Here is a 13,703-nt window from a genome sequence, read left to right as displayed (position 1 = left end):
CAGATCAGACGACGCCCGCGCGTAGCAGATCGTGCATGTGAAGCGCGCCGACTAGTCTGCTCCCCTCGCACACGAACAGCACCGTCACCGCATTGGCGTTCATAATCCGCAAGGCCTCGGTCGAAAGCGTTGTGGGCGCGACCGAAAGCGGATGGTGCGACATGTGCGCCTCGATCGGATCATGCAGGTTCTGCTGCGTCGCTAGGCTGCGGCGAAGATCGCCGTCGGTAAAGGCGCCGACCAGATTGCCGCTGCCATCGAGCACCGCGGTCGACCCATAGCGTTTGTGACTCATCTCGAAGGTCGCATCCATCAGCGACGCCCCCAGCCGAACGGTTGGAATCTTATCGTCCTTCCCCATCAGCTGCTGGACCGAGATGAGCTGCGAGCCAAGTTGGCCGCCCGGATGGAACGTCAAGAAATCCGATTTGGAAAATCCACGCTGCTCGATCAGCGCAATCGCCAGTGCATCACCGAGCACGGTCTGGAGCGTGGTCGATGACGTCGGCGCGAGTTCGTTCGGGCAAGCCTCGCGGACATGCGGCAATACCAGGCAAATGTGCGCGGCACGGCCGGCGGTGCTTTCGGGCCGCGCGGTGGCGACGACCAGCTTGATGCCGAAGCGATGACAATAAGCGATCAGATCGCCCAATTCGGTGGTCTCGCCCGACCAGGTGATCGCCAGAACGATGTCGTCGCCGGTGATCATGCCGAGGTCGCCGTGGCTCGCCTCGCCCGGATGGATGAACAGCGACGGCGTACCGGTCGATGTCATCGTGGCAGCGATCTTGCGCCCGATGATCCCGCTCTTGCCCATCCCGCTGACGATCAGGCGGCCCGAGGTTGCAGTGATCGCGGCGACGGTCTGCTTGAAGGCCTCTCCCAGCAGCGATTCGCCCATGGCCGCGGCGAGCGTCGTCAGCGCCTCCTGCTCGATCCGGACGGTCCGCAGTGCGGACTCGAGTGCTGCGTCGCCGACCCGGTGCTTTTCTAGCATTTGCAATTCGTCACTCCAATTGGCCAACGTGCTATGGCAAAGCCGACCGCCAGAAGATAGGGGATAGACCGGTGCCGCCACAGCGTGGATTTGGCAAGGGTCAAGCGTTAATTGCCCGTCGGCACCGTGGCCTGGACGATCATTCCCATCGATTATCGAAAGACAGACGTTCCATGAAGTTGTGTGGCAGAGCCGTAGGTCTCGAACATCCGTTCTTCCTCATCGCTGGTCCTTGCGCGATCGAGACTGAAATGCTCGCGCTTTCCACCGCCGAGGCCCTCAAGTCGATCGCGGACCGCCTTGGCATCATGCTGATCTACAAGAGTTCGTTCGACAAGGCCAATCGCAGTTCGGGGACATCATTCCGGGGTCCCGGGATGGCGGAGGGGCTCCGCATCCTTGCCAAGGTCCGCTCGGAGATCGGTGTGCCCGTGTTGACTGACGTCCACACCCCCGAACAGGTTGCCCCGGTCGCCGCTGTCGTCGACATGTTGCAGACCCCGGCGTTCCTAGCGCGACAGACAGATTTCATCGCGGCCGTCGCAGCGAGCGGTAAGCCGGTCAACATCAAAAAAGCGCAATTCATGGCGCCGGGCGACATGGTCAACGTGACCGCCAAGGCACGCAGCGCAGCGATCGCTGCGGGGCAGGATCCGGACAGCTTTACCGTCTGCGAACGCGGCGCCTCGTTCGGCTACAATAATCTGGTGTCGGACATGCGCAGCCTCGCGATCATGCGCGATACCGGATGCCCGGTGGTGTTCGACGCAACGCATTCGGTCCAGCTCCCGGGCGGTCAGGGGGACCGGTCAGGCGGCCAGCGCGAATTCGTGCCCGTCTTGGCGCGGGCTGCGGTTGGCGCAGGCGTGGCGGGGCTGTTCCTCGAAACGCATCCCGACCCGGCGAACGCCCTTTCGGACGGGCCCAACGCCTGGCCGCTTGATCAGATGGAGCCGCTGCTGCGCCAGTTGCTGGCGATCGATTCGGCGGTGAAGGCGCAACCGCTGCTCTAGCCGGCTCAAGCGGGGAGCGTCTCCAGCCACTGGTCGACCGTGGCGAAGTGGCCCGGCCAGTCCGGAACGCGATACCCTCGCATCGCCTCGATCTGCCGTGCGCGTTCGGGCGCGGGCGCGCAAAAATCAAGGATTGCCTGCTCCCACGCGACCGCGTCATGCGCCGGAAGGAAGGTCGGGATCGTGCCGGCAATTTCACGGAACACCGCAAGATCGGACGCAATGACAGGGGCGCCGAGCTGCAGAGCCTCGATCACCGGCATGCCGAACCCTTCCGCGAACGACGGCATCAGCAACGCACGCGCACCGCGCAAGAGGCCGGCGAGCTCGGTATCGTCGCAGCGGCCATATTCGCGCACGGCGCCGCGCAAATCGGTCGCGCGGTCGAGCAGGGCGAACGCCGCCGCAGCTTCCCACCCGCGTTGCCCCACCAGGACCAGCAAGGGGGCGCGATCCCCCAGCCGCGCGACCAGTCGTTGCCATGTCTGGAGCAGCAGCAAATGATTCTTTCGCCCCTCGATCGTCCCGACGCTGACGAAATACGGTCGGTCGAGTACGGTCGCGGTCGCGCTGGCGGGCAGCACGTCCCCGGCGAGCCATGCGGTCGTCGTCGGCGGATGCCGAAGCTCGCGTGAAATGGCAAAGCGCTCCAGCGCATCCACCGTCGCTTGCGAATTGCCGATGATGCCGCTTGCGCTCGCAAGCGCGTTGGTCATCCGGCGGATATGCTTGTCCGCTTCCCCGGGGCGGCAATATTCAGGGGTCTCGATCGGGATGAGATCGTGGATCAGATGAACTGCGCGCAAGTCGTGTTCTGCAATCCAGGTGACAAGACCGGGATCATCGAGGCCGGTATGCCCGATGTTGAGATAGATCTGCCGCCGCCGAGGCACTGCGACGAGCGCCCGGGGCAGCGCGCGCGCAAGCGCGGTCACCAGGTCGCGACGGGACAGGGTCGTGCCCGCCAGGAGGATTGCCATCACCCGCTGCGCATCCGCTCCCGTTAAAACGAAGCGTCGTCCCTTCCATTGGATGACGGCATCCGCGCACGCGCCGTAATGCGCGATATAGGCCAGGCACACCCGATCGATCCCGGTCGGCAAACGGGCGGACCAGGACCGCCAGATCACCCGGCCGATATCGAGCAGGAGCGGACGGTCGGTCCCGGCAAGTGGCGTGGCAGTGCGGGCTGGCATTGTCGTCAGCGTCCGACCTTCGCCAACGGCAGGCCGGATTGCAGGCAGTATTCGCGCGACGTCGGCATGGCGTGGCTATAGAGGGCGGCACGGACCGCGTCACCTCTGCAATTGGCGCGCGGGGGCAGCAACGCTATAGCGATGGAAACCGTCCGGCACTTGCGATACAGGCCCTGCGGGAAAGGCCGTGCCGCATCGCGGGCCGTACGCCTTGCGGCTGGTGCGGAGCGGCAGGATTGGCACGTTCCAGGATAATGGCAAAATGACGAAAGACAGTGCGGCATGAACAGCCGGGTCGCCGCAGCCCCGAAATTCTCCTGGGGTCAGGCTTTGACGGTGCAAGGCCGCGTCATCGGGGCAGTGCTGATGCGCGAGTTGCACACCCGCTACGGTCGCGAAAACATCGGCTATCTCTGGCTGGTCGCGGAACCGCTGATGCTGGGCAGCATCATCGCGTTGCTCCACAGCGGGCAGACTGCGCATGAGGGCTCGATCAACCCGGTTGCGCTGACAGTTGTCGGTTATACGATTTTCATTATGTTCCGCGGCATCGTGAATCGTGCGGAGGGGACGCTGCACGGCAATCTTCCGCTTCTGTATCACCGCATGGTGACAGTGTTCGACATCGCGCTCGCCCGTGCGCTGCTTGAGGCGGCAGGAACGTTCGTGGCGTTTACGATCCTGTTAAGCCTGATTATCGCGATCGGCTTTGCCGATTTTCCGGCACGACCGCTGATGCTGCTCGCAGGAATCGCGTACATCTTTTTCTTCTCGTTCGGCATCTCGATGATCATCGTCGGCGGAACGCACGACAACAGCCTGCTTGAACGCCTCGTCCATCCGTTCAGCTACTTCATGATCCCGCTTTCCGCGGCGTTCTATCAGGTGTCCTGGGTTCCCGAGCCGTATCGGCACTTGCTGCTGTACAATCCCTTTCCGCAAATGTTCGAACTTGTGCGGTACGGGCAGTTCGAGTCCGCCAATACAGAATATATCAATTTTATCTATATCACCGCCGCAACGCTTATTCTGAATTTGCTTGGCTTGATCGCGGTGCGGGCGGTACGGAACCGCGTACATTTGAGTTGAGCTCGCTGCCGCATTTTATTCGAGAGTTAATTGCATGAACATGCATGGTATTTTTGCACCATCGCTGGAAACGCCGCCAGAAGAGCGTCCAACGGTGTGGGCGCGAACCGTGAATCTCTTCCGGGAACGGCGCATGCTCTTCCTGATCGTGATCCTGCCGACGCTATTGCTCGCTGGCTATTACTACCTTTTCGCAGCTGACCAATATCAGTCGGAGGCGCATTTCGTGGTGCGCTCGGCCGATACGCCCACCCCCACCTCGTCGGGCTTCGGCGCGTTGCTTGGGTTAACCACTGGCGGCGGGTCGGGCGGGGATGCGGCGAGCGTGTCGGACTATCTCCTGTCGCACGAAGCGGTGGACAAGCTGCGGCGTGAAATCGACCTTGTCGGCCGGTTTCGCCGCCCCGAGGCGGACCTGCTGAGCCGCCTCAGCCGCGAGAACCCCACGCCCGAGGGCCTGCTGAGATATTACGACGACAAGGTCTCAGCGCGGACCGACCACGACACCGGAATCACCACGTTGTCGGTGCGGGCGTTTCGACCGGACGACAGCTACGCAATCATTAACAAGCTGCTCGTGATGGGCGAACAGCGCGTCAATCAGCTTAACGCGCGCAGCTATCGCGATGCAATCTCGGCGTCGAAGCGTCAGCTTGACGACGCTGAGGTCGCTGCCGCCGAGGTGCAACGCAACTTGACCTCGTTCCGTCAGGAAAAGTCGGACATTGACCCCGAAGGATCGGGCAAGGCGCAGATCGGGTTGGTCTCGACGCTGCGTGCCAATCTGGCGGCGTCGCAGGCGCAGTTGGAGACGGCGGGTGCCTTTATCAGTCGGTCGAGCCCGCAATATATGGCGCTGTCCCGGCAGGTTCGGTCGTTGCGCGCGCAGCTCGCTATGCAATCGGGGCGGCTGGCGGGTGGTGGGCCCACCATCGCGAACAATCTTGGTGGCTATGAGGATCTGCGACTTCGTCAGGAATTCGCGGGCAAGCGATATGAGGCGGCGGCGGCGGCGTTCGCCCAGGCGCGCGACCGTGCACAGCGCCAGCAGCTGTATCTGGTACGGATCGTCGATGCCAACCTGCCGGTTAAATCGCTCTTCCCGCAGCGCGAGCGCATCCTGCTCACGGTCTTCTTCGGGCTGCTGCTGGTGTACAGCATCGGCTGGCTGATCGCGGCGGGCGTGAAGGAACACGCGGCCTGATCGACCGCCCGCCCGCGCCCCGGTGGGGCAGCGGGCGGGCGTATCGCTCAGCGCATACGACGGGCGATCAACGCAAACGGAATGTTCCGTGCGCCAATGCCTTGCCGCGGATCGACGTCGAACTTGAGCTGCGCGACTTCGTGGCCATCGGCGATCAGCGACAAGGCCATCCGTTCGATTTCGGCGCGCGCGAAACTGGTCCAGGGCGGATCGTTCGGTGCCGCATCGGGATCCACCGTATCCAGGTAGCTCAAGGTGCCGATCTCACCCGAATAGCGCAGCATGTGGATCGCCACACCGCCAAGCTTCAGACAGGCGATACTGTCGCGCAGCATTTGCGGAAAGCGCGCCCGCGTTGTCGCGTCGCGGGACGTACCCGTGGACCACAGAAAATCGAACCCGCCAAGCCCGGGCGGCACCGCTAGATGCTCGAACAGCGTCAGATGGACCGAATCGAAGAACTGGCGCGGGTTACAGAGCGAGCGATCATGCAGCTGTTCCAGCGCACGTCCAGGGTCCCCCTCGGGCCAATCGTCGCGTTGCGTTGCCGCGGTCAACACGGTGCAACCGCGTCCGGCGAGATAGCTGGGGAGCGGATGGTAGGCCGGGAACATCCCGAGCGCAGCGGCATCCTTGGTCGGGACGTCATAATAAGCCAGCGCCTGCAGGATGAAGGCGTTTTCCCACGCTTCGGCACCGCTGCCGTCGGGTTGCCCAAGCACGCCATTCCAGGCGGCGACCAGCGGGTCGCGGATCTGTGGCGCAGTCATCGCCTGCGATACCGGACGCGCCAGCACGGGCTTCTGCATCGTGACGAGCTCGGGCCGTTCGCGATGATGCGCTATTCGCGCGACGCGAGGCGCAGCGGACGGATTGACCGGATCCGCGTTTGGCAGCGGTGCATCCCGCTCGCGGGGGGTCAGCGTCAGCGACAACGCGTGCGCCACCGCGTCCGTCTCGTCCTCGATCGTCCCGCTAAGCGTGTACATCATGTTCCGCCGGCTCTCGAACGCCACCTCGACCATGCCGTCGCCGACCGCGATCCCGGCCAGATCGAGCGTGACGGTCTTGAGCAGCATCGGTGCCGTGCCCGGGAACGTCGACAGGGCATGGACGCGGATCGACAGCGTTCCCGTGGTAGCAAGGAGGTCGTGGAAGGTCAGCGTGAACCGCACCGCACCCGGGGGCGGGAAGACCTGAACCGACTGGAAGGCATAGGTCGGATCCTCGCCTGCATCAGGACCGCCAAGTGGCGCGATCCGGCTTGCGACATGCGGACGCGCCTGGAACGGGTCAATTGGAAGGAAGGACAGGCCATCCGGGTTTGGATCATGGCTTTCGGCGGGTTCGAGCAGCATCTGATCGCTCATCTCGGTGTCTCCAGAACCCGTTGATATAGGGCATCAAGTGCTTGTTTGTAGCGCTCGCTCGAAAAGCGTTCCGCTTGCGCCACGCCGCGCACCGCCAGGTCCGCGCGCAGATCGGCGTCCGCGTCGAGCCGGCGCAGCCCGGCGGCGATCGCGGCGACGTCATACGGATCGACCAGCAATGCGGCGTCTCCGGCGATCTCGGGCACAGACCCGGTCAGCGACGACAGTACGGGGACGCCGAGCAGCATCGCCTCGTGGACCGGCAGGCCGAACCCCTCGTACAGCGACGGGAAGGCAAGCGCGCGTGCGCCGCGCAGCAGCCGCATCAGCAGGTGGCGCGGGAGATAATCGATCTGGATGATTCGCTGCTCGAGATGCGCGTGCCGCGGACTGGCGACGTCGTCTGTGCGGGGGAGCAGCACCAGCTCGGCCTCGCTTTGCCACGAGCGCGCGGCGACGATGACGAGCGGGGTCTTGGTGTCGAGCGAAAGATACGCTTCGATCAGCCGTCCCAGATTTTTCTTCGGCTCGATCGCGCCGAAAAACAGGAAATAGCCATCGCGCGGCAGGCCGAAGGTCGTCTGGATCGTGTGCGCGGAGGCATCGGGATGCTCGTCCAGCAGGTCGGGGTCCATTGGCGAGACCTGATAGGTGTTGACGACCCGGTCGGGTGCCACGCCGAGCAGATCGACAATGTCGCGACGGCTGGTCTCAGAAACCGTGCAGATCGCATCCGCCCTGGCAGCACAGCCGGCGACGAGCGATCGATAGAAGCGCTTGTCGTCAAGCGTCGCGAACGGCAGCCGCAGCGGCACCATGTCGTGCAACGTATAGATGTTGCGCGTGTCCTCCAGCACCACCGGCACGGGATAGGTCCAGTGCATGATCTCTGGCGGATTCTCCATCCGCAGCCGCGCGAAACGCCCCGTCGCGCGGAAATAGGCATGCGATCGTTCGAACACATGGGCTCCGCTCGACAGCGTGTCGAACGCCGCCATCCGACCGCGTAACGCGCGCGTGTCGACCGTTCCGGCGGGGACCGGGAGCGCCTCGAGTCCGCGTGCGGTGCCAAGTGTCGAGAGAATGCGGCCAAGTCGCTTGCGCCGCATGCCCCGGTCACCGGGACGGGCAAGACGATCATAGAACAATGTCTCACGCTCGTCTGCGGGACCAGTGACGTCCAAGCCGAAGACGCCGTCCACATGATGTTGCATCGACTGCAACGTCTTGGCCAGCATCAAGCTATACGTGGCGATTCCGGTACCGTTGGCCATCGCCAAATTGTAGCCGTCGATGCCGATGCGCAAACGTGGTTGCCCTTATCTGTGGAAAGCAGGAGCGTTACCGTGCAAACCGCGCGCCTGCAACGTATCCCGGTAAAGCTGGAGCAGCCGGACGACGAAGCGATCCTGCGAGAAAGCGGCCACGCGCTCATGCCCGCGATCGACCAGCGCTTTGCGGAGCGCTGTGTCCCCGGCAAGATCGGCGAGCGCCCCGGCAATCCCCGCGACATCGTTCGGATCGACCGCCAGCGCCGCGCCGCCGGCGACTTCCGCCAGCGCGCCGCGATCGCTGGTCAGCACAGGCGTCCCCAGGGCCATTGCCTCGACCAGCGGCAGTCCGAACCCCTCGGCAAGCGACGGGAACACCAGCGCGCGCGCGTTCGCGATCAACCCCAGCAGCGTGGCGCGTTCGAGATAGGGGATGCGGCGGGTCCCCGGGGTTCGGGCGATGTCGGCAAGGATCGGTTCAGCGCGCCAGCCGTTCGGACCTGCCACGACCAGCGGCAGATCAACTCCCGCGCGGCGATAGGCGGCGAGCACTGCCGCGACGTTCTTCCGCGGTTCGACCGAACCGACCATCAGGAAATATCCCTGCGGAACGAGTCCCTCCGGGATCGGACCCGGTGCCAGGTCAGCGATATCGACGGGCTGGCCGGTGTCGGTGACGAAATCCGGCGTGCATTTCAACGATGCGATGATCGCGGCACGCGCGTCCTGTGACACGGTCGTGATGCCGTCGCCGCTAGCAACGATCGCGTCCAGCACCGCGCGATGCCGTCGTGGATCGATCGACGTCAGGTCGGGGCGCACGAGCGGGATCGCATCATGGACGGTGTATATGTTGATCCACCCCTCGATCCGCATCGGCACGGGATAGGTCCAGTGCATGATCCCAGGTTCAAGATCGCAACGAAGCGGATAAAGCGTACGGTGCACCCCGAAATGGATATGCGCCCGGCGAAAGATGTCTCTCCCTGAAAGCGCCAAGCCCGCCGCATCACCGACCGTTCGCAAGTTGCGCGGCGCGCGGCGGAGCAGATCGATATTCTTCCGGATCGGCCCGTCGTCGGTATGGTCCGCGAGCAGCCGATAGGGTTGATCGCTGATCAATGCGATTGCCGCGGCAAGCGAACGCGCATAGCTCGAAACGCCGGTGCCACCTTTTTCCAGCATCCGCGCATCGACGCAGATCGGGATTGCAAGCTCGTCGCGCCAGGATGCTGTCATCGTCTCCAGCTGCTCATTCTGCTACGCCTTCCAAACCTGCCTCGAAGCCTGTACGGGGACAAAGCGACGAAGGCGACTGCCGGCGGGCGCGACCGAACCAACGACGGGACTTACCATGATACGGTTCGACCATGTGTCGAAGACCTACCATCTTCGCAAGTTCGAGAAGCTGGTTTTTGCCGATCTCAACTTCACGATAGAAAAAGGCGACTCGATAGGCATTTGCGGTGCGAACGGTGCTGGCAAGTCGACATTGATGCGATTGATCGCCGGAGTCGAGCAACCGACAACGGGCAAGGTCACACGATCGATGACGACCTCGTGGCCGATCGGCTATGGCAATGCCTTTCAGTCTAGCCTGACAGGCGCTGACAATGCGCGCTTCATTTCGCGAATCTACAATCGCCCTGAGCAGGAATTACTTGATTTCGTGGAAGACTTTGCCCAGCTCGGGCCATATCTTCATCAGCCGGTCAACACCTATTCGGCGGGCATGAACGCGCGTTTGGCGTTCGGGATCAGCTTGGCGATCGACTTCGACTGTTACCTTGTCGATGAAGTTACGGCAGCGGGCGACGAACGTTTTCGACGTCGCTCCGAAGATGCGCTGATCTCGCGCCGAGACAATGCGACTTTGGTTATGATTTCGCATGATCCAAATACGTTACAGGCATATTGTCGACGGGGTGCGGTGCTTTACGGCGGCGCGCTGGTGCATTATGATACGATTGCCGAAGCGTGCGAAGTCCACCACCGTCTGCAGACTCGTGGAATGTGATGTGGCGTGTACGCAGCACGAAGCGCGGAGTGGTTGCGCTGGCCGGGCCGCGCGACCGGCAACATAAGCCATGGCAATCGTCCGCGTTGCCTCCTAATGGACAGCGGTTTCCGCACGTCGCCTGCACCAACCGGGCTCGAAATATTCAGGACTGTTGCTCGATGTCGTTAAGTTTTGTGGGTCGACGCTTGCCGGGTCTGGTCGGATCGATGGCGATGCTTCTGATTGCCGGTTGCTCGACGCTGCCCTCGAACGGGCCAACCGCGCGCGCGATCGTAAAGCATTCGAAGGCATCCGATGGCAGCGTCCGGTTCCGCATCATCGATCTCGATCTCCATGCGGTCGATTCGATGAACAGCGCCGAACGCGAGCGATTCACGACGCTTCCCGCGCTCGCGCCGTTGGCAATAGACCAGCGAGTCGATCTGATCGGTCCGGGCGACGTATTGACCATCTCGGTCTATGAAGTCGGCGTTTCGCTGTTCGGCGGGGGCGTGCGGTCGGCCCCAGGCGGGTTTGACCCCTCGGCGCATGGCGAGTCTTTCCCCGATACGGTCGTGGATGCAGAGGGGCGCGTCAATTTGCCCTATCTCGGGGCGATCACGGTCGGAGGCCTGACCGCGGACGCGGCGCAGAAGCGCATCGCGGCGGGGTTGCGCGGCAAGTCGCAGGACCCGCGCGTCCTGGTCGCGATCAAACAGAATGTCGCTAATACCATTTATGTGTCGGGTGCGGTGAACAAGCCCGGTCGGCTTGCGCTAACGCTGGGGCGCGAACATCTCCTCGACGCGATCGCGAGTGCCGGGGGCAGCGCGAGTACCTCGGACGATACGATAGTTCGGTTTGTCCGTGGCGGGCGTACCGTCGACCAGCGGTTGGGCACGATCCGCGCCAGCACGCAGGACGATCTGATCCTTATTCCTGGCGACCGGATCGAACTGATTCGCCGCCCGCGTACCTACACCGTATTTGGCGCGGTGACCCGAATTTCGCAGGTCGCGTTCGAAACCGGCGAGGTTTCGCTCGCCGAGGCGCTCGCGCGCGCAGGCGGGCCGAACGATGCGGTGGCGGATCCGTCGGCGATCTTCCTGTTCCGCTACGGCGTGCACGTTGGCACGGAGACCGAGGAGCCGGTAATTTACCGGCTCAACCTGCTCCGGCCCGAAAGCTATTTCCTCGCGCAGCGCTTTGCGATGCACGACAAGGACGTTCTGTACATCGCGAATGCCCGCGCCAATCAGCCAGCCAAGCTGTTCGGGATCATCAACCAGTTGTTCGCGCCGTTCATTACCGCGCGGCAGATCGCGAACTAATCGGTCATCCGCTGGCCGCGCTCTGGTAGGGACGCGGTCAGCAGGTGGACGCGGACGCCGTTACCACCAGACGGCTTCGTCCCGCGTGACGTGCGGCGCCCATGGGTCGGCGCGGGCGCCGAGGTCGATCCTGCGGATTACTTCGGGCAAGGATGGCATCCGATAGCCGTCGAACGGTTGCCCGGTCCGGGTCCAGTGCAAGTTGTACGCCGGATCGTCGAACAGGGCGTTTCCCCAACGTGCGTACAGCCGCCCCAGCTCGTCGAGGTCCCACGCGATCTGCGAGCGGGTGACGTTCATCCCGCGCGTCTTCGATTCGTGGTGCGTGACGCGGATATCGGCGCCTATCACCACCCTGAAGCCCGCTGCACGCACGCGCATGCACAGGTCAATATCGTTGAAGGCGATCGCGAAGTTGAGCGCGTCGAAACCTGCCACGGTATCGAACACGTCGCGCCGCATCGCCAAGAATGCACCGGTGACTGCCGCCGCGCTGCGGGGCTTGCGCCATCGGTCGTTGGGTCCGGTGTCAACCGCGCGACCGATACCTTCGTGGACCGGTCCGCCGCTGCCCATTCCCATGATGATCCCGGCATGCTGAATCGTGCCGTCGGGATACAGCAGTGTCGCCCCGACAATTCCGACATCGCGCGGAGACAGCGCTACGCGCAACGCATCGTCCCAGCCCGTGCTCAGCATCTCGGTATCGTTGTTGAGGAACAGCAGTAGCGGTGCGTCGCCGATATCCGCGGCAAGGTTGTTAGCGCGCGACCAGTTGAATGGCTCGTCTAACGCCAGGGTTGTTGCGATGTTCTTGCGGCGATAGCCATCCAGCAGGCGTTCAGTGGCGGGCTCGATGCTGCGGTTGTCGACGATCGTGATGTCGAGCAGTTCCGCGCGGGTTGCCTTCTGCCGGATGCTGTCGACACAGGCTCGCAGCATCGCAGGCTCGTCGCGCGTCTGAATGACGATCTGGATCCGTGCGGCGGGCGGAAGGGGGGTGGTCGTTTTGTCTGGGGAGGACAAGGACGAGGGTGGCACGGGATCCGCCACCTGACGGTCGGGCGGGGCCAGTTCGGCCTCTTCCGGCAAACTCTGCCGGCTGGCCAGCAGGAGCGGCACGTGAACGACCGCGCCCGTAGCCGCAGCGTTTCGCAACACCTTCCAGGTCCCGCCGGTTCGCCCTTCCGCATCGGGGAGGCGTGCGCGATCAATGAGCACTGCTGCCGGTTCCTCCTGCGGATCGGGGGTCCACTGCGGATCGAACATCGGAAAGAAGACGGGGGCCGCGGACGATCGGCCGTGCCGCCAGTCGGTGACCGATCGGTCGTGATCGCAATACGCGGCAACACATCCCGTCCGCGCCAACGTGAATGCGAACCACCCGATCGCCTGCCGGTCAAGCATCGTTCCGGCCGCAATCAGCAGGACGTGGGGAGATGCGTCGATCGACGGGGCCGCAGCGTCGGTCGCCGCGAAGCGGATCCGGGGTTCGAGCATCGCCAGGCTCGCCACCGAATGACGGAGGATTGCCGGCGGTGCTTGCACGATCGCGCACCAGCGGCGGTCGTGCTGGTCGAGCAGGCTCGACAATGTCGCGCGGATCTCGACTGGAAGCGCTGACGTCGCATCAATCAGCACGGTCAGTGGCAGCGCAAGGGGCGCAAACTCCGGCGGTGGTGCAAGTGCAAGCTGCCGTCGGAATGAGTCGTAGCGCGATGGGGCAAAGACGGGCCCGTCCAGCGTGGGGGCGGGCTGCACTTGAGGATTGTGCGGGCGGGGTACTGCGTCGCTGCCGGTGGGGAGCGACTGCGCTGGAATGCGATCGCGCGCACCCAGCGCAATTAGTTCCTCGGCCGCTCGGGAAAAGCCCGGGTCCAGCAACGCTGCGCGCGTGCAGCAATCGATTGCCGCAGCCCTGTCCCCGATCCGCTTGCAGGCGTGCGAAAGATGGAACCAGGTTTCGGGGGCATCTGGCGCGGCGTCCAACGCGCGGCCGTAGGCGGACACCGCCAGTTCCAGGTCACCCGCTTCCTTGGCGACATGGCCATATTGCACCCATGCCTTGGAGTCCTGCGGGCAGCGATCGAGGTAGGCGCGATATGCTGTGCTTGCGCCAGTCCAGTCACGATGGCGTGCGGCCTGTCGCGCGGCAGTACGCAGCCGGGCGGCTGCAAAACTCAGCATTATCGTATCCCAGACCCCGCCGGTACATTCCAATCTAGTCTAGTGA

The 13,703-nt window shown here is 63.7% G+C and carries 11 protein-coding genes; 5 read left to right on the top strand and 6 right to left on the bottom strand.

Annotated elements, in window-relative coordinates:
- Positions 1–4: 4 nt before the first annotated feature.
- Positions 5–997, bottom strand: a complete 993-nt coding sequence (locus RI03_RS17965; protein ID WP_010219029.1) for a KpsF/GutQ family sugar-phosphate isomerase — start codon at positions 995–997, stop codon at positions 5–7.
- A 173-nt stretch (positions 998–1,170) separates the two neighbouring features.
- On the opposite strand from RI03_RS17965, the gene kdsA reads away from it, so the two are divergent.
- Complete coding sequence (gene kdsA, locus RI03_RS17960; RefSeq protein WP_026046842.1) at positions 1,171–2,010, top strand: 3-deoxy-8-phosphooctulonate synthase; 840 nt, start codon at positions 1,171–1,173, stop codon at positions 2,008–2,010.
- 5 nt (positions 2,011–2,015) lie between these two features.
- Here kdsA and RI03_RS17955 read toward each other — a convergent pair whose 3' ends face one another.
- Positions 2,016–3,206: a glycosyltransferase family 4 protein gene (locus tag RI03_RS17955; protein ID WP_010219027.1), complete on the bottom strand. Its 1,191-nt coding sequence runs from the start codon at positions 3,204–3,206 to the stop codon at positions 2,016–2,018.
- A gap of 282 nt (positions 3,207–3,488) precedes the next feature.
- Here RI03_RS17955 and RI03_RS17950 point away from each other — a divergent pair, with 282 nt between their 5' ends.
- Positions 3,489–4,295, top strand: a complete 807-nt coding sequence (locus RI03_RS17950) for an ABC transporter permease (RefSeq protein ID WP_010219026.1) — start codon at positions 3,489–3,491, stop codon at positions 4,293–4,295.
- 133 nt (positions 4,296–4,428) lie between these two features.
- Positions 4,429–5,499: a lipopolysaccharide biosynthesis protein gene (locus tag RI03_RS17945; protein ID WP_238542438.1), complete on the top strand. Its 1,071-nt coding sequence runs from the start codon at positions 4,429–4,431 to the stop codon at positions 5,497–5,499.
- Between the two features lie 47 nt (positions 5,500–5,546).
- On the opposite strand, the gene RI03_RS17940 is transcribed toward RI03_RS17945, so the two are convergent.
- Genes RI03_RS17940 through RI03_RS17930 form a run of 3 tightly spaced genes read right to left on the bottom strand, consistent with a single transcriptional unit; the run spans position 5,547 to position 9,379 of the window.
- The gene (locus RI03_RS17940) at positions 5,547–6,869 is read right to left on the bottom strand and encodes a hypothetical protein (RefSeq protein WP_010219024.1); all 1,323 of its coding nucleotides are present in this window, start codon (positions 6,867–6,869) and stop codon (positions 5,547–5,549) included.
- On the bottom strand, positions 6,866–8,176 hold the full coding sequence (locus RI03_RS17935) for a glycosyltransferase (RefSeq protein ID WP_010219023.1): 1,311 nt from the start codon (positions 8,174–8,176) through the stop codon (positions 6,866–6,868). The genes RI03_RS17940 and RI03_RS17935 overlap by 4 nt, the downstream gene beginning before the upstream one ends.
- Before the next feature lie 12 nt (positions 8,177–8,188).
- A complete protein-coding gene (locus RI03_RS17930) occupies positions 8,189–9,379 on the bottom strand; it encodes a glycosyltransferase family 4 protein (RefSeq protein ID WP_010219022.1) in 1,191 nt (396 codons plus the stop codon).
- 115 nt (positions 9,380–9,494) lie between these two features.
- Between RI03_RS17930 and RI03_RS17925 the strand changes: the two genes are divergently transcribed.
- Positions 9,495–10,157, top strand: a complete 663-nt coding sequence (locus RI03_RS17925; RefSeq protein WP_010219021.1) for an ABC transporter ATP-binding protein — start codon at positions 9,495–9,497, stop codon at positions 10,155–10,157.
- 209 nt (positions 10,158–10,366) lie between these two features.
- Complete coding sequence (locus RI03_RS17920; protein ID WP_138995720.1) at positions 10,367–11,470, top strand: polysaccharide biosynthesis/export family protein; 1,104 nt, start codon at positions 10,367–10,369, stop codon at positions 11,468–11,470.
- A gap of 60 nt (positions 11,471–11,530) precedes the next feature.
- On the opposite strand, the gene RI03_RS22365 is transcribed toward RI03_RS17920, so the two are convergent.
- A complete protein-coding gene (locus RI03_RS22365; protein ID WP_010219019.1) occupies positions 11,531–13,657 on the bottom strand; it encodes a glycosyltransferase in 2,127 nt (708 codons plus the stop codon).
- Positions 13,658–13,703 lie beyond the last annotated feature (46 nt).

This window comes from Sphingomonas sp. PAMC 26621 (assembly GCF_000251145.1).
Taxonomy (GTDB): Bacteria; Pseudomonadota; Alphaproteobacteria; order Sphingomonadales; family Sphingomonadaceae; genus Sphingomonas.
Note: the sequence above shows the minus strand (reverse complement) of the source record. Positions and strands in the feature narration are given on the sequence as shown.